The sequence below is a fragment of the Erwinia sp. JUb26 genome (genome assembly GCF_003751505.1).
GTDB lineage: Bacteria > Pseudomonadota > Gammaproteobacteria > Enterobacterales > Enterobacteriaceae > Erwinia.
In genome coordinates this window covers 799358-819854 of record NZ_RJVB01000001.1, presented here as the reverse complement: position 1 = coordinate 819854, position 20497 = coordinate 799358, and the positions used below count along the sequence as shown (strand labels likewise).

Annotated in this window: 16 protein-coding genes and 2 pseudogenes; 10 read left to right on the top strand and 8 right to left on the bottom strand. The window is 54.8% G+C overall.

Annotation, left to right across the window (positions count from 1 at the left end; all coding sequences use genetic code 11):
• Positions 1-376 precede the first annotated feature (376 nt).
• Positions 377-1954, bottom strand: a complete 1578-nt coding sequence (locus tag EC836_RS03880; protein WP_123330263.1) for a YdgA family protein — start codon at positions 1952-1954, stop codon at positions 377-379.
• Positions 1955-2092: 138 nt separating this feature from the next.
• Positions 2093-3277 (bottom strand): mannose-6-phosphate isomerase, encoded by a 1185-nt coding sequence (manA, locus tag EC836_RS03875; protein WP_123330261.1) that lies wholly within the window; start codon positions 3275-3277, stop codon positions 2093-2095.
• A 233-nt stretch (positions 3278-3510) separates the two neighbouring features.
• Here manA and fumC point away from each other — a divergent pair, with 233 nt between their 5' ends.
• The gene (gene fumC / locus EC836_RS03870) at positions 3511-4908 is read left to right on the top strand and encodes a class II fumarate hydratase (RefSeq protein ID WP_123330259.1); all 1398 of its coding nucleotides are present in this window, start codon (positions 3511-3513) and stop codon (positions 4906-4908) included.
• An 88-nt stretch (positions 4909-4996) separates the two neighbouring features.
• Here the strand turns inward: fumC and EC836_RS24915 are convergent.
• A pseudogene (locus EC836_RS24915) lies at positions 4997-5203 on the bottom strand (IS4 family transposase); the annotation flags it as partial.
• A gap of 66 nt (positions 5204-5269) precedes the next feature.
• On the opposite strand from EC836_RS24915, the pseudogene EC836_RS03860 reads away from it, so the two are divergent.
• The 3 genes and pseudogenes from EC836_RS03860 to EC836_RS03845 all read left to right on the top strand — a co-directional run bounded on the left by EC836_RS03860 (position 5270) and on the right by EC836_RS03845 (position 8945).
• A pseudogene (locus tag EC836_RS03860) lies at positions 5270-5818 on the top strand (recombinase family protein).
• 98 nt (positions 5819-5916) lie between these two features.
• The gene (locus EC836_RS24910; RefSeq protein ID WP_233599099.1) at positions 5917-8274 is read left to right on the top strand and encodes a M23 family metallopeptidase; all 2358 of its coding nucleotides are present in this window, start codon (positions 5917-5919) and stop codon (positions 8272-8274) included.
• A complete protein-coding gene (locus EC836_RS03845; RefSeq protein ID WP_123330257.1) occupies positions 8274-8945 on the top strand; it encodes a hypothetical protein in 672 nt (223 codons plus the stop codon). Before EC836_RS24910 ends, EC836_RS03845 begins: the two co-directional genes overlap by 1 nt.
• A gap of 304 nt (positions 8946-9249) precedes the next feature.
• Here EC836_RS03845 and tus read toward each other — a convergent pair whose 3' ends face one another.
• On the bottom strand, positions 9250-10179 hold the full coding sequence (tus, locus tag EC836_RS03840; RefSeq protein WP_123330255.1) for a DNA replication terminus site-binding protein: 930 nt from the start codon (positions 10177-10179) through the stop codon (positions 9250-9252).
• Between the two features lie 184 nt (positions 10180-10363).
• Positions 10364-11617 (bottom strand): MFS transporter, encoded by a 1254-nt coding sequence (locus EC836_RS03835; protein ID WP_123330253.1) that lies wholly within the window; start codon positions 11615-11617, stop codon positions 10364-10366.
• 104 nt (positions 11618-11721) lie between these two features.
• On the opposite strand from EC836_RS03835, the gene EC836_RS03830 reads away from it, so the two are divergent.
• From EC836_RS03830 to EC836_RS03815, 4 genes are all read left to right on the top strand, one after another.
• Positions 11722-12612: a LysR family transcriptional regulator gene (locus EC836_RS03830; RefSeq protein WP_123330251.1), complete on the top strand. Its 891-nt coding sequence runs from the start codon at positions 11722-11724 to the stop codon at positions 12610-12612.
• A gap of 142 nt (positions 12613-12754) precedes the next feature.
• On the top strand, positions 12755-13972 hold the full coding sequence (locus EC836_RS03825) for an ROK family protein (RefSeq protein ID WP_123330249.1): 1218 nt from the start codon (positions 12755-12757) through the stop codon (positions 13970-13972).
• Between the two features lie 119 nt (positions 13973-14091).
• Positions 14092-14757, top strand: a complete 666-nt coding sequence (gene bioD / locus EC836_RS03820; protein ID WP_123330247.1) for a dethiobiotin synthase — start codon at positions 14092-14094, stop codon at positions 14755-14757.
• Between the two features lie 252 nt (positions 14758-15009).
• Positions 15010-16464, top strand: coding sequence for an MDR family MFS transporter (locus EC836_RS03815; RefSeq protein WP_123330245.1), 1455 nt, complete (start codon positions 15010-15012; stop codon positions 16462-16464).
• A gap of 46 nt (positions 16465-16510) precedes the next feature.
• Here EC836_RS03815 and EC836_RS03810 read toward each other — a convergent pair whose 3' ends face one another.
• The gene (locus EC836_RS03810; protein ID WP_370346544.1) at positions 16511-16810 is read right to left on the bottom strand and encodes a DUF1161 domain-containing protein; all 300 of its coding nucleotides are present in this window, start codon (positions 16808-16810) and stop codon (positions 16511-16513) included.
• A 136-nt stretch (positions 16811-16946) separates the two neighbouring features.
• Entirely contained in the window at positions 16947-17294 is a 348-nt protein-coding gene (locus tag EC836_RS03805; protein WP_105595497.1) for a DUF1283 family protein, read from the bottom strand.
• A 135-nt stretch (positions 17295-17429) separates the two neighbouring features.
• Here EC836_RS03805 and EC836_RS03800 point away from each other — a divergent pair, with 135 nt between their 5' ends.
• On the top strand, positions 17430-17759 hold the full coding sequence (locus EC836_RS03800; protein ID WP_123330241.1) for a YnfA family protein: 330 nt from the start codon (positions 17430-17432) through the stop codon (positions 17757-17759).
• Between the two features lie 118 nt (positions 17760-17877).
• On the opposite strand, the gene ydfG is transcribed toward EC836_RS03800, so the two are convergent.
• The gene (ydfG, locus tag EC836_RS03795; RefSeq protein ID WP_123330239.1) at positions 17878-18624 is read right to left on the bottom strand and encodes a bifunctional NADP-dependent 3-hydroxy acid dehydrogenase/3-hydroxypropionate dehydrogenase YdfG; all 747 of its coding nucleotides are present in this window, start codon (positions 18622-18624) and stop codon (positions 17878-17880) included.
• A 479-nt stretch (positions 18625-19103) separates the two neighbouring features.
• Here ydfG and guaD point away from each other — a divergent pair, with 479 nt between their 5' ends.
• Positions 19104-20435 (top strand): guanine deaminase, encoded by a 1332-nt coding sequence (gene guaD / locus EC836_RS03790; RefSeq protein ID WP_123330236.1) that lies wholly within the window; start codon positions 19104-19106, stop codon positions 20433-20435.
• The last annotated feature ends 62 nt before the right edge of the window (positions 20436-20497 follow it).

Sequence of the window (20497 nt, the reverse complement as noted above, 5' to 3'; positions counted from 1 at the left end):
GGCTTCCTCTCTGCGCTCAGCGCTGCGGATTGCCCGCTCGGGGGCACGGCCAGCCTGCTTTCTGACTTCTGTGTTGCCTGAAAGCCAAAAAGCAAAAAGCGATGAAATTGTTGAGAAGGTACAGCCTCTGCTGCTGCGTAAGGGCACCGCAACGCGGCGCGAGGACCGCCCTGGAGCAGCAGCACAGGCTGAGCCCAAGTCGCGATTTCACAGCAGCTTATTAATTCTTTAAAAAAACAATGGAGTTATCAAAGGAGGACCGCCCTGGAGCAGCAGCAGAGGCTGATCCCCAGTCACCGCTCTCCCAGCCCCAGGCAAAAAAAACCGCCATCACAAGGATAGCGGTTCTGGATTTCTACCAACATCACCGGATAAATCAGTTCTGCGGAGCTGCCTGCGGCTGGGCTTCAGGTGCTTGCGGTTGAGCTTCAGGCTGTACCTGTGGCTGCACTTCCGGGGACTGCGCCGGAATCTCTTCACCACCACCCAGCATATAACGCGACAGGAATTGCTCCAGCGGCATCTTCTCACCGTTCATCGTCACCTGACCGGTAGCGTACTGCAGCGTGGTGAGAATATTATTATCCTTCTGCGTGGTCAGCTTAAACATCTGCCCCATCGCGGCCAGACCTTTAACCTGCTGATCGGCCAGCTTCCCGGCCTGATCTTTATCATAACCCTCGGTCATCGCCACGTGAGTCATCATCTCCGTCGCCATATCCATCGAGATCTGCAGCTTACCGTCGAAGGACTTCAGCACATTATCCACCTGCTGACCCACGGTCTGGGCTGGCGCGGTGGCAGCGGCCGGATCCTTAAACTGTACGGCAAGATTGAAGCTGCTCTCACCTTTATCATTGCTCCAGCTCAGCGGGGCAATATTGACCGACGGATTGCCCTTCAGCAGCAGCGGCAGATTCGCCGCCAGCAGTTCGCTAACGCGCTGCTGATAAAGTTCAGGGTTGTTCTGGACCGTTGGATCGCTGGTCAGCGCCATCACCTGGTTGTTGTACTGGGTGGAGAACTGTTTCATCGCCTTGCCGTCGAAGTCGGCGAGTTTTATCAGCAGCTTACCGTGACCGAAGTCCTGGCCCTGCAGCTTGAGGCTGTCGAGGGTGTAGTCAATCTGGCCTGAAACGTGATTATCCTTCGAATCAAAGGTCGATTTACCGTTCAGATTCTCCAGCGTCAGCGCTTCTTTATCACTTACCGACGCGCTGAGTTTTTTCAGCGCCAGATTCTGATCGCCTACACGCAATCCTTCCGGGCTGAGATGGCTGTTGGCATCAAGCTTCAGGCCGTTAATGGTGAACAGCACCGGCATTTCCAGCTCGTTTTTGCTGGCGATAGATACGCTGTCGATATTACCGTCGAACTTCACCGCGTCGCCCTTCGAGTCCGCTGCGATAGTCAGCGTACCGCCGTTAAAGGCAAAGCGCTCGCCGGTTTGCACGTTGCTGTAATCGGCGGGCAACAGGCGTACATCGGAGTCCGTGCTACCGCTGTAACCGATGCGCGTTTCCACCTGAACGATGGACTGGCCCTTGGCGATTTCAAACAGCTTTTTCACCGGATCGGTATTTTCTAACTCGCTATGTACCGACGCCATGCTCGGGATCAGATTGAATTTTTTCAGCTGGGCAAGCGGGAAGGGACCGTGATCGATGGTTTCCTTCATCACGATACTCTGGCCGGGCTTCAGAATTGAGTTGTCTTCGGTTTGTGAACTGGACTGAAGGATCAGACGTACGGTACTGCTAAACAGGCCGCGCTGATAATCCTGATAGCTAAGCTGCAGGCGGCTTTCCGGTGCCGTATCGCGAATCTGCGCGTTTGCTTGCTGTACCAGCCCGTCCATGTTTTTTTCCAGCTGCTTACCGGTAAGCCAGGCGCCTCCGGTCCAGATAACGCCAAGGGCAATCACCACGCCGACGGCAATCTTGGTTTTTTTCATCTGTAAGTCGTCCTTTTTTGTTCACTAACGCCGGTTAACCGCTTCGAACCCTGCAGGCAACATAGTGGCGAATAAAAAACGCCTTACGGCGTTTTTGTGGAATAACTTCAATAATATTAGCAATTATGGCCGGATACGTCAGCCGCAATTAGCCAGATCGTTAAACGCACGCGCAACGCGGCCGCTTCCACGCAGGGTCACAGGGGATTCGCTGGCGGCAATAAACGCCGACTCGCCCGGCTTCAGGGTCAGCTGCTGCTCGCCGCTGCCGAGAATCGCTTCGCCTTCAATACAGAAAATAATCGCCGCGCTCTGCTGCTCAACGCTAATCGGTTCAGCGCCAAGGGTGTGAATGGCGAAAGCAAAATCTTCCACCGGGATCGGGAAGGTTTGCGTATTTCCCTGCTGAACCGGCACCGTCAACAGCGTACTGGCCGGTTTTTCGACAAACTTCAGGTTAGCCAGCAGTTCGGGAATATCGATGTATTTTGGCGTCAGACCGGCACGCAGCACGTTATCGGAGTTGGCCATAATCTCCAGCGCGACGCCGTTCAGATAGGCGTGCGGCGTTTCGGCAAACAGGAACATCGCTTCGCCCGGCTGCAGTTCAATCACGTTCAGCAGCAGGGGGGAAAACAGCCCGCTGTCGTCAGGATAAACGTCAGCGATGCTGCTGATGGTCTGCCACGGCTCGCCCGTGTTGGCGCTCAGCTGCGCGCGCAGAATATCCAGCGCATGCGCCTTCACGTCACCGTCCATCGACAGCAGGCTGGCAAACAGATCGGAGAGGTTCGCGGCGTCCGGCGACTGGATAAATTTTTCAATTGCCGGGTGCGCGGCGGCGACCGGTTGCAGCAGGGTGGCAATTTCCTTCAGCGGACGGAAGCCGTTGATCGCCTGGAACGGGGTCAGCGCGTAAACCAGCTCGGGCTTATGGTTATCATCTTTATAGTTGCGGTTCGCGGCATCAATCGGGATCCCCGCCGCATTCTCGCGGGCGAAGCCTTCAACCGCGGCGGATTTGCTTGGGTGAACCTGAATGGACAGCGGCTGGTCGGCGCACAGCACCTTAAACAGGAACGGCAGCTCGTTAAAACGTTTCGCCACGCCTTCGCCCAGCAGCGCGGTTTTATCAGCGGCAATCACCTCGCGCAGCGACTGCGGGGCACCCTCCACGATCACCTGCGAGGAGCTTTTTGGGTGGGCACCCATCCACAGCTCAGCCATCGGCTGCTGCGATGGATTCTCGATGCCGTACAGTTCGGTGAGCGCCGTTTTACTTCCCCAGGCGTAATTTTGCAGCGAATTGATTAATTTTTGCATGATGTGTCCCTGTTAAACCCTGTTCAGGTAGCTAATTGCCGATAGTAATACCGAAAGAATACCCTGGAAGACAATCCGAAAAATCCGCTTTAAAACAATCGGAGTGCAATAAACGCGAATGAGTCGCATAATGTTAAATAGTTGTATGCAAAAATATGGCCCGCAGTATCTGGCCGCCGGTTAGCAAAAACGGGCCATTTAAATCATATATTTGTGCTAAAGGAGAGAGAGGAATGGCAGCCCACCGCATTGAAAAAGACTCAATGGGACCTATCGAAGTACCGGCTGATAAACTTTGGGGCGCGCAGACCCAACGTTCACTGGAACACTTTCGCATTTCAACGGAAAAAATGCCCGTCGAGCTGGTTTATGCTCTGGCGCTGACCAAGCGCGCCGCAGCAAAGGTGAACAACGATCTCGGCCTGCTGCCGGGCGATCGTGCCGGTGCGATTATCAGCGCAGCGGATGAAGTGCTGGCCGACGAGCACGCGGCTGAATTCCCCCTCGCCATCTGGCAGACCGGTTCCGGTACGCAAACCAACATGAATATGAACGAGGTGCTCGCCAACCGCGCCAGTGAAATTCTGGGCGGCGAGCGCGGCATGTCGCGTCTGGTGCATCCAAACGATGATGTGAATAAAAGTCAGAGCTCTAACGACGTCTTCCCAACGGCGATGCACGTGGCTGCGGTTGTCGCCGTGCAGGAACACCTGCTGCCGCAGCTGAAGGTGCTGCAAAAAACGCTGAACGATAAGGCCGAAGCCTATAAGGACATCGTTAAAATTGGCCGTACTCACCTGCAGGATGCCACGCCGCTGACGCTGGGCCAGGAAATTTCCGGCTGGGTTGCGATGTTGGCGCACAGCCTGAAGCACGTTGAGCAGAGTATTCCTCACGTCGCCGAACTGGCGCTGGGCGGTACCGCCGTGGGCACCGGTCTGAACACCCATCCCGAATACGCCGTGCGCGTGGCGAAAGAGCTGGCCGCCTTAACCAAACAGCCATTTGTGACTGCGCCTAATAAGTTCGAATCACTGGCAACCTGCGATGCGCTGGTGCACGCGCACGGCGCGCTGAAGGGCCTGGCAGCGTCGCTGATGAAGATTGCTAACGACGTGCGCTGGCTCTCCTCCGGCCCGCGCTGCGGCATCGGTGAAATTGCTATCCCTGAAAACGAGCCGGGCAGCTCAATCATGCCGGGCAAAGTCAACCCGACCCAGTGCGAAGCGCTGACCATGCTCTGCTGTCAGGTCATGGGCAACGATGTGGCGCTGAATATCGGCGGCGCGTCCGGTAACTTCGAACTGAACGTTTATCGCCCGATGGTGATCCACAACTTCCTGCAGTCGGTGCGCCTGCTGGCCGACGGCATGGACAGTTTCAATCACCACTGCGCGGTGGGCATTGAGCCGAACCGTGACCGCATCACCCAGCTGCTGAACGAGTCGCTGATGCTGGTGACCGCGTTAAATACCCACATCGGCTACGACAAGGCCGCCGAGATCGCCAAGAAAGCGCATAAAGAAGGGCTGACGCTGAAAGGCTCGGCGCTGAAACTCGGCTACCTGACGGAAGAAGAGTTTGATGCGTGGGTTCGTCCGGAAGAGATGGTTGGCAGTATGAAAGTCTGAACCCTCCCGTGAGGCAGTAAGAATAAGCCAGGTGAATGCCTAATGCTGGTCACTTAAGGTGACCAGCATTGTTTTTAAAAGGATATTGTTACCATTTAAACCGGATTTCCCTTTCGTATTCCCGCTCACGTCTGGGCGGCAGTTTCATCATACCTGTATAACTGTAAAAGTGTTTCAGATGCACCGGCATTGCTCCCGGCGATGACCAGGGCAGCCCGATTAACAACCGTAATATCTCTGCCACTGACCCGCTGAAGCTTAGATAGTCTCCTTTCAGGCTGAATGCCATTTTGTAGTGGCACACTAAATTCATTGCCATCATCGACATGAGTTTTCTGATATTCGATTTAAGGTACATGTTATGCGACTTTCTGGTTACGCACGGGTATCAACCAGTCAGCAGTCTCTAGATATTCAGATCAGGGCATTCAGAGATGCTGGAATAAAAGCTAATCACATTTTTACCGACAAAGCATCAAGTGGTTCACCCGTTCGTGAAGGACTGGATATGCTGCGCATGAAGGTGGAAGAAGGCGACGTCATTCTGGTGAAGAGACTGGATTGTTTGGGCCGGGACACCGCCGATATGATCCAGTTGATAAAGCAATTCGATGCACAAGGCATGGCTGTCCGGTTTATCGATAACGGGATCAGTACTGATGGTGTCATGGGAAAAATGGTGGTCACAATTCTGTCGGCTATAGCCCTGGGCGAACGACAGAGAATTCTGGAACGTACAAACGAAGGCAGGTAGGAGGCAAAGCTGAAAGGCATACGCTTTGGTCGTAAGCGAACAGTCAACTGGGAACAGGTGCTGGCTCTACGGCAGGAAGGCCTTGGTGCATCAGAAATATCCCGCAGACTCAATATTGCCCGCTCCACGGACTATAAAATATCTGGTGAGGCGTAAGTAATCCGTATTTTCTTTGCCAGTGGACAATGCTCATTTCAATAAAATTGCGCTATTCCGCGCTTTTATGAATTCTACATATCAGACAGGGAGTCAGCATGATAATCAGTCCGCCGTTTGTCCGTCCCCGGAACGCCGGAGAAAGTGACCTGTCATGGGTCAACAGAATGATGCCCGTGGATATAAACCGGGATTTCCCGCTCAACCGGCACGCGTCATGGCACGGTGGTGTACATGTTCTCCACACCGACCGTCACGAGGAAGGCTACGACCGCATTGAGTTTGTCCGCGCGATTGCGGATGGGGAAGTTGTTTCTTTTCGTACTCCGTCTTCCACAGACAAACGCGATACTTTCCCGCTGAATTACAATGGCAGAACTGATGACGGCTATGTACTGCTGAAGCATGAAACCGATATCGGGGAAAACTGCTGCGTCGTGTACTACTCCCTGTATATGCATCTCCGGGAGCGGCTGGACCCTGCTATCAGGGACGGAGCCAGAGTCTGGCGCAAGGACCGCATCGGGCAGAGCGGTACAGTGGATAACGTGAACGCCTTTCACTTTGAAGTGTTTTGTGACAACGAGAACATGCTGAAACTGACCGGACGCACCAAGCCCGAACTCGATATCACCCGTGACGGCAGAACCGACACCCTATATGGCGATATCCATTTTTATCTGCCACCCAACACACACTTTTATGAATCGGTGTCTGACGCGGCCTCACCGGGCACGGACCACCTGAATCTCGTTCATACCAGTACCGGACCACTGTTCGTCAGCATGACCTTCGAAAAAGGCGACTGTACGATGGTCACCCGCAGACAGAATACCACCACAGAGGCACTTTACGACGCGGTGGGGGAACCGTTGCTCAATACCGATGTTGCTCAAAATGATGATACAGCGAAGTATGAATACAATCTGTACAGGACGGCCAGGCGCCTGTATCCGCAGAATCCGTCTGCCGGGTTCGAACTGCTCCGCTTTGGGCGGGTCGTCAGTGCAGAATATGAAAGCTTGATACCTGCTGATGCCCCGCTGTGGCGTACCGTAAGCTTCCCCGGCGGAACGGGCATGGTCAACCTGGCCGCCCCTGCCATCAAAAAATTCAGCGATGCCGACTTCCCGCACTGGACAGGCTGGCGGATGGTGGACGATGACACGGACAATAACAGCCAGTGTAATTCCCCCCTTATCGCCGGATTGCAGGACAGCGAACATTTCAGTGATCTGAGCAGCCTACTGGTCTCCCATTTCCCGTTGGAATGGAATGCTGCCACCTTTGACCAGCGCTATGCCTGGCTTAAAACCGGCTTTATTAGAAGTGACTTTGTCCGGACAGATAGTTTTACGCTATCTCAAAATCTTGCGGACAGAATTTTTTCTATTGGCAGTTTTAACTGGCGATTTCCGGGGCAGAGCATCCGTTCTGACGATGTTCGTGCTATGTCTGAAGAAGACTATGGCCGATTGAAAAGCCATGCCTCGGCGCTATGCTTTGACACGGGCACTCTCGGTTCAGACAGAGTGTGGCATTTCCACCCACAAGCCTTCATCACCCATTTCCGCAAATGCTGCTGGCTCAGCAAATCAGAGCTGAAACAACTCATTCCCCGGAACGCATTAAGAATGGCCGGGCGGAATGATTATCGCTGGGAGGCTATCACCTACAGGGACAGCGTCGGCAGCGTAGCGGACAGCATCCGTACGCATATAAACAGGACAATGCAGAAACACCTGATAACCACCCCGCTACGCATTGCCTGTTTCCTGGGGAATGGCATTCAGGAAACGGGCTGGCTCGGGACGATGGAGGAGGGATTCCGCTATACAGAAACAAATCCGCGCACGCATCAGATCATTCAACGCTACAACATCTGGTATTACCCGTGGTACGGGCGTGGCCTGTTACAGCTGACTAACCCTGAAAACTACTTTGATTATTTCAGTTTCAGGGGAAGAGCCAGCCCTGAAAATATCAGGAACACCCTGGTAAATGAATATAGTCACCTGTATACACACCGGAACCTTCGCTACCCCGACAATCACCTGTCAGATACCGAAAATCACGTCCCGGAAGACATTATCCAGTGGCGGAATAATGTCAGCAGTGACCTCCATGAAGCGGCCAGTAGCGCCGGGTTTTACTGGGTGGCCAGAGATATGGCCACCTATGCCGATGCAGAACATGTACTGGAACGGTGCAGCGTTGCTCCCCGGCGGAGTGGGATAAAGATTTACTACCGTAGCCCGGCCTTCTGGCAGGCCAGCGCTGCCGTTAATCTGCCCAGTCAGATCCATAATGAACACTATCAGGGGCTGCATGGTTTTGATACCCGCTGCTGCGTCTACGGCAGCGCGATAGCCGTCCTCACCGAGCAGAAATTCCCGGACAGCAATAACATCCCGGTCAACGCAAAACCCGAATCAGAGCAGATAAGGAGAGAGTGATGAGAAAATTTTTAATTCCATTAACTCTGGCATTGATATCACAGAACGCAGAGAGTGACATCGTTCCTGAAATACATGTGCCACCTGACTTCAATAGAAATAATTTTTATATTTATTACAATGAAATAACTAGTGGTGGTTATGGTGGGAGAAGCTGTGGTTATGTATCTTTTGAAAACTTCTATCCGCCTGAATACACTGCATCAAAAATAAAACGCCCCCCGTTTGATCCTTGGCTTTGTCTGTATGCTTTAGATGTAATCCACAACGGGTATGGACCGGATAGAGTACTGCCTGAAGAGGTTTATTTTGATAAAAAAACAGGAATATGGAAAAAGAAAAAGTACACTTTGAGCAAAGAAAGTACCCGGAATTCTCTGGACGTTTATGGCATCAAAAGCCTGAACGAATTACAGCCTCTGGAGCTGTATAATATCCGGTCCGTCAATACCAGAGGCTATGCGGTAATCGACAGCAATATTCCCCTGCGGAAAAAAAAGATAGGGGTGAAGAAAAGCCTGTCATTCTGCCTGATACGTGATGGAGCTGCATTTTGCGGTACAGGATCGATGATCAACCTTGTTGACGATAAAGAAGTCGATTTCACTCCCTATATGCTCAAATCCCTTGAAACAGTCGAAATGGGACTGCCAGAAAAATCAAATAATTGACGGTGATTGAAATTCGTCATAAGTTCCATAAACAGCTATGTTTCTCACAAGCAAAAGGATCTAATAATGATCTTTTTGCTTACCATGGATAACCATAATCTCTTAGCGTGAGTTTTCGTTCCACTGAGCGTTAGAACTCTGATAATGCTGAGGGCTTGTGAAAGTTCCATTTAAAAAGGCTCCATGATAGACATGGAACCCTTTTACACTAGCCACCGGATCGTTCAACCTATCCTTAAACGATCAGCATTAAGGTGAATGCCTGGCTTTTTTACGCCTCAAATTCCTCAACCCGGCAGGGGCGTCAGGCGAGGATGTCGGTGTAAAGATGCAGACGGGGGATCAGCATAAACAGCGGCTGGGCCAGCGGTTTGTGGCGATGATTGACGTTGTCCGCGTCATAATTTAGCAATTCCCCCAGCGCGGGAACGCTGGCCGTATCGTTACACAGCACAATCAGCGGTGAAGGGCAGGCCAGCTGGGTCTGCTTCTGGCTGCTGCTGTTCCACACCCTGGCGATAGGCTGCACCTTTACCGGTCGCTTGATCTTCAGACGCGCCGAGTCGGGCAGGGATTTGACCGACTCGATCTCCTGCGCCACTTTTTCCGCCCACTGCTCACGGCTCCACGGCGCCTGGGATCGCCCGGCGTTGAGGCTTTTTTGCAGCTTCTCCAGTATTTCGTCGCGGCTGACGTTTTTAATAATATGCTTATTGGCCCAGCCGAAACGTACTGAATCAGGATTATCCAGCAGGACCAGCGAGCGATAGGCGTTGAGTGTAATCAATCCACGCTGGTGGGTGTGAACGAATTCAAATCGCTCTTCGCTGGGCAGGCCGGAATCGACGGTGATGATTTTCTCCAGCTGCTGCTTTAAATCGTTAATCCGTTTGACCTGCTGGTGAAGCAGGGCAGACTGCTCGCTGTCGGCCTGCAGGCAGATAGCCCCGGGCAGGCGTACGGCGGATTTGGTGCTGATTTTTTCCGACTGATGCTGCATAAAAAGGCGGCAGAAATGCGCCAGCGCACGCTGTAATGCGGCCTGACCAACCCATTGCTCAACGGCAATCTGCGTTAGCGGATCGCTCTCTTTGCCTTTCTCAACGGTGGGAAGTTCAAATACTCTGGCCGCCAGCAGGCGCAGGGTGAGGAGCTGTTGTTGCAGGCCGTCGAGTTCGGACTCAAGTTCAGCCACGCAGTGGTGCAACCGGTCTACGGCATGATAAAGGCTCATCGCATCTCCATTAGTTACAACATACTAAAGAGTATAGGTAAGAGAGGTGCTCACATCAACAGCGGCGTACTGTTTATTCAAGCAGGAGAGGAAAGGGTAAATGGAGGCGTTGAGCGCGATGGCAAGAAAGGATATCCGCAAAAGCGGGCCTGCGCTGCACGCATTAGCCCGCCTGAAAGCTTAATCAGAGTTTTTTGCTGTGCAGCCGCATCCCGACAAACAGCGACAGCAGCAGCATGACGGCGATGAATGCGGTGATCCCGCCCCAGCCAAAGTTATGCCAGAACACGCCGCCCAGCGTACCAGCAACGCTGGAACCCAGATAGTAGCTGAACAGATACAACGACGAGGCCTGGCCTTTAGCACGACGCGCGCGAGGGCCGATCCAGCCGCTGGCGACGGAGTGCGCGGCAAAGAAACCGGCGGTGAACAGCATCATCCCCGGCAGGATCAGCCACACGCTGCTGAACAGGGTAATCAGCAGGCCGCTCAGCATCACCAGCGTTGATACTAACAATACCGGTGACCGGCCATATTTAGCGGTCATCGCTCCGGCTTTAGGTGAACTCCAGGAACCGGTGAGATACACCACGGACAGCAGGCCCACAAGGGTCTGACTGAGTGAATAGGGCGGTGCCAGCAGACGATAGCCAATATAGTTAAATAGTGTGACGAAAGACCCCATCAGCAGAAAACCTTCGGCAAACAGCAGCGGCAGCCCGCTGTCGCGCCAGTGAAGACGGAAATTAATCGCCAGGCTGCGTGGTTTTAATGAGGACGGGCGGAAATGGCGGGAGTCCGGCAAAATTTTCCAGAACATCACGGCTGAGGCGAGGGCAAAGCAGCCGATGACGGCAACCGCGATGCGCCAGCTGCTGTAATCGGTGATCACGCCGCTCAACAGACGGCCGCTCATGCCGCCGATTGAATTACCGCTGATGTACAGCCCCATCGAGAACGCCACCACCGTGGGACTGATCTCCTCACTGAGATAGGTCATTCCCACCGCCGCCACGCCGCTTAACGACAGGCCGGTGAGGGCGCGCATCACCAGAATGCCATGCCAGCTGGTCATGGTAGAGGAAAGCAGCGAAAAAATGGCCGCCAGCATCAGTGACGTCACCATCACCGGTTTACGCCCCAGCGCATCGGAAAGCGGGCCGGTAAACAGCATGCCCAGCGCCAGAAATCCGGTGGAAATGGAAAGGGAAATACTGCTGCTGGCGGGGGAAACGCCAAATTCATGTGAGAGCACCGGCAGGATTGGCTGCACGCAGTAGAGCAGGGCGAAGGTCGCCAGCCCGGCGGAAAACAGGGCCAGCGTGACGCGCATAAACTGCGGCGATCCGCGATGAATGTACAAACTGGTGTTAGAAAAGTCTGACGGGATGCGGTTAACGGGCTCTTCAAGCGTAACGGCATGGGTTGAGCGATTCACTTCAGGTTCCTTAGCTGGGATGGCTTACTCTCTCCGTGGTAAAGATAAGAAAAAGCTATTATGCTGTCTAATATATTAATAATCTCAAATGAGATGTTTAAAGTATGAATATCGAGCTTCGCCATCTGCGCTACTTTGTTGCCGTTGCTGAAGAACTGCATTTTGGTCGCGCGGCGCAGCGGCTGAATATCTCCCAGCCCCCGCTCAGCCAGCAGATCCAAATTCTTGAACAGGAAATCGGTGCCAGACTGTTTGCCCGAACCAACCGCAGCGTGCGTTTAACGGCGGCAGGACAGCAGTTTTTACTGGATGCCCGTTTGATTCTGCAAAACGTTGCCCAGGCCGCCGATAAAGCGGCGCGACTGCACCGCGGCGACGAGGGAGAACTGCGTATCGGTTTTACCTCTTCCGCACCGTTTATCAGCGTGGTGTCCGATGCGCTGTTCACCTATCGCCAGCGTTTTCCTGCGGTACATTTGCAAATGCAGGAGATCAACACGCGCCAGCAGCTGGCTCCGCTGATTGATGGTCGACTCGACCTGGGCGTCATGCGCAATACGCCGTTACCGGAGACGCTGGACCACCAGCTTATCCTGCAGGAACCGATGTACGCCCTGGTTCATCGCGATCATCGGCTGGCCGGGCGCGAGCGAATAAGCGTGAGTGAACTGACTAAAGAGCCGTTCGTCTTTTTCGATCCGCAGGTCGGCACGGCGCTGTATACCGAAATTCTCACCCTGCTGCATCACTATCAAATCGAGCCGAACATTGCTCAAGAAGTGGGCGAAGCGATGACCATTATCGGGCTGGTGTCCACCGGGCTGGGCGTATCGATTTTACCCGCCTCTTTTCGTCGCGTTCGGCTGGCCGACGTGGTGTGGATCCCCCTTCAGGAACCGGATGCCCTGTCGCAGGTCTGGCTGGTCTGGTCGCGTCTGCGGGAGCGGCCGGCGGTGATGTCATCCATGATGTCTTTATTGCTCAGCGCGGAGTAAATCGCGGAAAACATGAGCGCTATTCAGTGGTTTATGTGCTGCAAATCACATATCGAATCAAATATTTGACCTTGTGTGCGAAGTGTTTCACCATGAGCGGTAAGCTTTATTTTGAAGCGTGAAAATAAGCGGGAGCTGGGGTGTGATTGCGGACAATCAGCCTGGTCATATCGACCAGATTAAACAGACCAATGCCGGTGCGGTCTATCGGCTTATCGACCGGTTTGGCCCTGTCTCGCGTATTGAACTGTCGAAAAAGGCTCAGCTGGCACCGGCCAGCATTACCAAGATTGTCAGGGAAATGCTGGAAGCCCATCTGGTAAAAGAAACGGAGTTCCAGGAACCGGGTAGTCGGGGGCGTCCTGCCGTCGGTCTGGTGCTGGATACCGAAGCCTGGCATTTTCTCTCCGTACGGATCGGCAAAGGGGATATGACTATCGCCCTGCGCGATCTGAGCAGCAGGCTGGTAGTTGAGCAGCAGTTTGCGCTGCCGCCTGCCGATCCGCAACCGCTCCTCCAGCGCATTGTTCACCTCATCGACCAGTTCTTTGTGATCCACCAGAGCCGCCTGGAGCGGCTGACGGCAATCGCCATTACGCTGCCGGGCAGAGTCAACGGCCAGGCCGGGATAGTGCATCGCATGCCGTTTTATCAGGTGGATGATATGCCGCTGGGGCCGGAGCTTGAGCGGCGAACCGGTCTGCCGGTCTTCATTCAGCACGATATCTGCGCCTGGACCATGGCCGAATCGCTGTTTGGTGCCTCGCGCGATGCACGCGATGTACTGCAGGTCGTAATCGATCATAACGTGGGTGCCGGCGTGATCACCGGCGGCAGGCTGCTGCACGGCGGTGGCGCAACGCTGGTTGAGATTGGACATACTCAGGTCGATCCCTGGGGGAAACAGTGCTACTGCGGCAATCACGGCTGCCTTGAAACCGTAGCCAGCACGGAGAATATGCTCGAGATGGCCGCACAGCGGATGCAGGCGTCAATGAGCTCTTCACTCCATAACCAGCCGCTGTCGATTGAAACCCTGTGCGATGCTGCGTTGAGCGGCGATCAGCTGGCCTGCGACATTATCACCGGCGTAGGCGGCAGTATCGGTCGTATCCTGGCGATTATGGTGAACCTGTTCCACCCGCAGAAGGTGCTGATTGGCTCGCCGCTGAATCGTGCGCACCGTATTTTATTCCCGGCCATTAATGCCTGTATTCAACAGCAGTCCCTGCCTGACTATGGCGCAACGCTGTCCGTTGAACCCACCGAGTTCCTGAATCAGGGAACCATGCCCGGCGCGGCGCTGGTAAAAGATGCCCTCTATAACGGCTCGCTGCTGATCAAACTCCTGCAGGGATAACGAATCCACTAAAAATTGCGCCAACGCAATCTACGCCCCCAGGCGCTGCCCTACAATTTTCGCTCCATTACTTCCCAAAAGTTTATCTGTGGGCCAGACAGGGCCTGCTGGAGCCGTTTATGCATAAACGTTTATTTGTTACCGGAACCGATACTGAAGTCGGTAAAACGGTGGTTTCACGAGGGCTGCTGCAAACGCTGGCGACGGACGGTAAGCATGCCGTTGGCTACAAGCCGGTAGCGAAAAGCAGCCAGCAAACCGAAGAGGGGCCGCGTAACAAGGATGCGCTGGTGCTGCAGGCGTCTTCTTCACTTCAACTACCGTATCAGGCGATTAACCCGGTGACGTTGCTTGATGATGAAATCAGCACCAGCCTCCAGTCATTCAGCTACTCGACACTAAGCCGCGGTCTGCACGCGCTCGATGAACAGGCCGACTATGTGGTTACCGAAGGCACCGGCGGCTGGCGTAGCCTGATGAGCGATCGGCGTCCGCTTTCCGACTGGGTGGTGCAGGAGCAGATGCCGGTAGTCCTGGTGGTGGGCATTAAGCTGGGCTGTATCAGCCACGCGCTGTTGACCGCGCAGGCGATACTCAATGACGGGCTGCCTCTGCTCGGCTGGGTGGCCAACCGGATTAACCCCGGCCTTGCGCACTATGCTGAGATTATTAACGTCTTACAGGATAAAATCCCCGCGCCGCTGCTGGGCGAACTTCCCTATCTGCCCCGAGCCGAAACCCGCGATCTTTCGCGCTACTTTGATCTGTCCCCCCTGAATTTATAAGCCAGATAGCGTGGGCGAACCGTGAAATCGTTCGCCCCGGGCATCCTTATCTTTGCACCCAGGCTACAAAAGCCCGTTGTTTTCGTTTACTTTCCTGCCGGTATCTTGTTTTAATTATCGTCATTTCAAGAATTGAAATTGGCAAAACCACATTCATTATGTGACGTTGTCACCAATTGAAAGCGCACAATCCGAAAACTCCACGGCAAAATCTGGTTCACACTTAGCAGGGAAGCAACGAAAAGGAATCTCATGTCAGAAAATACACTTCACGCCGTAACCCGGCGTCACTGGGTGCTGATCGCCTGCATGCTGTCGATGTTTATGGCCGCGATAGAAGTCACCATCGTCGCCACGGCGATGCCAACCATTATTACCGAGCTGGGCGGTTTTTCGCAGTTTGGCTGGGTATTTTCTATCTATCTGCTGACACAGGCCGTGACCGTGCCGATCTACGGCCGCCTGGCGGATATGTGGGGGCGCAAACGGGTGTTTTTTATCGGTGCCGGGCTGTTCCTGCTGGGATCGATACTCTGCGGATTTGCCAGCAGCATGGGCTGGCTTATCCTGTTCCGTGCTTTCCAGGGGCTGGGGGCCGGCGCAATAATGCCCCTGACCTCAACGATCATCGCCGACGTCTATCCGCCGAAGGAACGTGCGGGGGTGCAGGGCTGGCTTTCCAGCGTCTGGGGCGTGGCGGCCATCGTCGGGCCGCTCACCGGAGCCTGGCTGGTGCAGCACTTTAACTGGGCGCTGGTGTTCTGGGTTAACGTACCGATTGGCATTATTTCAATGCTGCTGCTGGTGAAATTCTTCCCGGAAAGCCGTGAAAAATCCGATAGCCGCATTAATTATACCGGCAGCTGCTGGCTGATGCTGACCGTAACGGCTTTATTGACCGCGCTGTTACAGGCGGAATCGCTGGGTTACTGGACGCTGGCGCTGGTTGCTGTGGCGTTGCTGGCCGGATGGCGACTGCTGCGCCACGAGCGTTATTCAGGCGAGCCGCTGTTTCCACTGGCGATTTGGCGCACCCGCACGCTGCTGGCGGGCAACGTCGGCAATCTGCTGATCGGGGCCGCGATGATGGGCATCAGCGCATTTCTGCCTACCTGGATCCAGGGCGTTAACAGCGGGACGCCGCTGCAGGCCGGTAGCGCGCTGGCGATGATGTCGATTGGCTGGCCGCTGGCCAGTACGCTAAGCGGCAGGCTGATGCAGCGGACCTCGTATCGCTTTACCGCGCAGCTAGGATCGCTGCTGCTGATCGCGGGTACGGCTTTACTTCTTTTGTTGCACCGGGAAAGTCCGGTCTGGTTTGCGGGGTTCTCCGCCTTTGTCATCGGGACGGGAATGGGGATGACCAGTACCACCTTCCTGATTGCGGTGCAGAACACAGCGCAGTTTGAGATCCGCGGGATCTGTACCGCTTCGGTGATGTTCAGCCGCATGCTAGGCTCGGCGCTGGGTACGGCGTTAATGGGGGCCGTGCTGAACTATAACCTGCTTCTGCGTCTGCCGCAGTTCAGCGATCCGGTGCAGCAGGTGATGTCACCCGCCGGACGCGAGCACCTGTCGCCCGCCAGCCTGAATCTGATGCTGACGGAAATCGCGCATTCGCTGCACTGGGTATTTGTGGTGTCGCTGCTGATTGCGTTTGGCAGCCTGCTGATGTCGCGGCTGGTGCCGATACAAAAGCCGCATTAGGAAGGGCCGCCGACGGCACGTAAACTGCGACGTCGGCGGTGATAGATTACTGAGCCGGTGCGTCCTGCGAGGTTCCAGCGCTGGCGGGAACGTTGCTGTCGCTGTCATTACCGTTGCGCTTGTAGACGATTTTTTGCGTATCGCTTTCGCAGTGACCAACAACCTGACCACCGGCCTGTTCGGCCTGATCGTTAGGCACGATGTCCAGTGAGAAGCCGGATTCCGGTACGCCGTTATTAATGATTTTCTGACTAATATCAGCCTTGACGCTTTCGCAAGATGCCTGCACGGCCAGCGGGCTGGCAACGAGCAGGGCGGTTAACATCCACTTAGAACCTTTCATCATTTCATCCTTTTGCGTGAGAACAGCGGTAATTATAAGCCAAAATTTCAACGGTAAGGATTAAGCCACTGTCTGGAACCGATCCAGTTCGCGTTCGTCAGACTGCCGTGCAAAACGCGCATCGCGTGACTCGGTGCGATTACGGTGCAACGGGGCGACCGGTGCGACGATCCAGGCAGCGCAGGGTATTTGGCTCCCAGTAGGCGTTAACATTCAGGCTTTTTTCACAGCCGTCGCGGGTATCAAAGGCGCGATCGACCTTGTCGAACTCTTTCTCCACGCGGTTGTTCACTTTGCCACGCAGGCGATGCGTATCGTCCCACTGTTCTTTCTCCTGACGAGCCTGTTCTTTGCTTAACGAGTTATCGCCGTTTTCAATCACCAGACGGTCGGTGCGCGCCATCGCACTGTGCTGCACGGAAAAAAGGGCAGCCAGTAAAACCAGCGGCAGGGTGGTACGGGTCAGACGTTGCTGTAGTGATTTCATTAAAGGTTTCCTTTCTTTACAGACGCGAAGCGGAGATAGCTGCTGCGCAGAGATTGCGAATAAGTATATCATCAGCGCCGAAGTGCCCACCAGCGACCCGGTGTGTTCATTGAGGATTCGGAGAGATTTACACGTATGTTGACCACCACGTTACTGTTTTTTGCCACCGCGCTGGCCGAAATTATTGGCTGCTTCTTGCCCTGGCTGTGGTTAAAAAAGGGCGGTTCACCCTGGCTACTGCTGCCCGCCGCGCTGAGCCTGATGATTTTCGTTTGGCTGCTGACGCTGCATCCGGAGGCGAGCGGTCGGGTTTATGCCGCTTACGGCGGAGTGTACGTGGTAACGGCGCTGATCTGGCTGCGGGTGGTGGACGGCGTGAAGCTGAGCAGCTGGGACTGGGTTGGGGCGGCGGTGGCGTTTTGCGGCATGCTGATTATTGTCGCGGGCTGGGGGAAAACAATCTAGTCGGTGATGGGACCGCTTATACATGACCTGCTGACCTGCTGACCTGCTGACCTGCTGACCTGCTGACCTGCTACCGAGTTACCGTCTCCCGCCGCGGGAGACGGTAACGCGCAGCGAATTAGGATTTATGCACGCGTAAACCGGCCTGGCTCTGGCCAACCGGCATCATTTCCAGCGCGTTAATGTTGACATGGGCTGGCAGCGTGGCGACCCACCAGACTGCTTCGGTCACATCTTCCGGGGTTAGCGGCACGGCGCCGTCGTAAACGCCGTCAGCACGGGCATCGTCGCCCTTGAAGCGCACGTTAGAAAACTCGGTGCCGCCCACCAGGCCCGGCTCAATATCGGTCACGCGCAGCGCGGTGCCGTGCAGGTCGGTTCGCAGGTTAAAGCTGAACTGACGCACGAAGGCTTTGGTCGCACCATAGACGTTTCCGCCAGGATACGGCCAGCTTCCGGCAATCGAACCCAGATTGATGATATGACCGACGTTGCGCTCCACCATGCCCGGCAGGATCGCCCGCGTCATATACACCAGCCCTTTATTGTTGGTGTCGATCATATCTTCCCAGTCATCCAGGCTGGCGCGCTGTGCCGGTTCAATGCCCAGAGCCAGACCGGCGTTATTCACCAGAATATCAATGTTGCGCCATTCGGCGGGCAGGCTGGCGATTGCCTCATCGATGCCCGCACGGTCGCGCACGTCGAGCTTCAGCGGATAGACATTTTCACCCAGCTCTTCCTTCAGCGCATCCAGACGTTCCTGGCGACGGCCTGTCGCAATCACCTTATGGCCCTGCGCGATAAAACGACGGGTAATGCTCTGACCAAAACCGGCGGTCGCGCCGGTAACAAATACGATCATCTCACTGTTCCTCAACACAAAATTGGGCTTCATCACCCGGAAAATTCCACCATGCAGCGGCGATCACCATACCATCTCACGGCGGGAGTGATAAGAAGCGAATGGTTATGATTAATAAGAAAATGTTGCACCGGTGTGGTGCGCGACTCACAAATTTTGCGTTATTACGGTGCCATCGCGCAGCCGGATTAATCACAGCACGCGAATAAAAATATTTGTACAAACAGGCAACCGTTTGCGCGTGAAATAGCAAACGGTTGCCTGTCGTTTATATTTTACTGAAGCCTTAAAATATGGCCGAAATTAATACATGTTACTGATTTGTATGAGTAATTTAATTATTACCTGCTGGTACGGTTATTGCAAAACACCAGGATGGTTTTCTGTGCAACAGAACAGTCACGCCGATCGTTTATCACTAACCAGCACAACTCCCGTTATTTCGGGACGGATTTTCCGCCGTGCTTTAAGGAATTATTATGCCAGCAACCTGTAGCCACGCGATTCGCGGCAGCTTTTTTGATATAACCCGTACGGTGAGTACACCGGATGAGCTTCTGGACGCCGCCCGCTATATTGAAGACGGTCTGCTGCTGCTCAACGGCGGTGAAATTATTTCCCTCACGCCCTGGCAGGAGGGAAGTGGTCAGCTGCCGCCGGGCTGTGAGCTGATGGATTACCGTGGCAAGCTGATTGTCCCGGGATTTATCGATACGCACATTCACTATCCGCAAACCGAAATGATCGGGGCCTTTGGCGAGCAGTTGCTGGAGTGGCTGAACCAGTACACCTTCCCGGTAGAGAGCCAGTACCACTGCCCGCAGCATTCTGCGCACATGTCGGCATTCTTCCTCCAGCAGCTGTTGAGCAACGGCACCACCACCGCGCTGGTGTTTGGCACCGTCCACCCGGAGTCGGTCGACGCACTGTTTTCAGCCGCACACGGGCTGGGCATGCGCCTGATTGCCGGAAAAGTGATGATGGATCGCCACGCGCCGGAAGCCCTGACCGAAACACCGGAGCAGAGCTATCAACAGACGCGTGAACTGATTGAACGCTGGCACAACGTTGGCCGCCTGACCTACGCGCTGACGCCGCGTTTTGCGCCGACCTCCTCACCGCAGCTGCTGGAAAAAGTCCGCCAGCTGCGTGAGGAGTTTCCGGATACCTGGCTGCATACCCATCTGAGCGAAAACCCGCAGGAGGTTGCCTGGGTGAAGGCGCTGTTCCCGGAAAACAGCGGCTATCTTGATGTTTATCATCAGTACCGGCTGACCGGCCGCCGCAGCCTGTTTGCCCACTGCCTGCACCTTGAAGATGAGGAGTGGGACTGTCTGCACCATACCGACTCCGCCATCGCCTTCTGCCCAACCTCGAATCTGTTCCTCGGCAGCGGCCTGTTCGACCTGCAAACCTGCTGGCAGAAAGGGGTGAAAATGGGCATCGGTACCGATGTCGGTGCCGGGACCACCTTTAACATGCTTCAAACACTTGGGGAGGCTTACAAAGTGGGCCAGCTGCAGCGCTATAAACTTTCCGCCTGCGAAGCGTTTTATCACGCCACGCTCGGTGGGGCGAAGGCACTGGATCTGGACCAGCGGATTGGCAGCTTTATGCCGGGGAAAGAAGCGGATTTCGTGGTGATCGACCCGGCGGTCTCCGCGCTGCAAACCCTGCGCCACGGCAACAGCCGCGATATCTGGGAAAAGCTGTTTGTCCTGATGACGCTGGGCGACGACCGCAATATTGCCGCCACCTGGGTTGAGGGTCGCTGCGTGTGGCAGAGTGAAAAATCGCAGCAGGCAGCATAACTTAATCCATAAATAGCAGGTTCCAGCGGGCAGGAAGGCATTGCTTCCTGCGCGGCGGCATG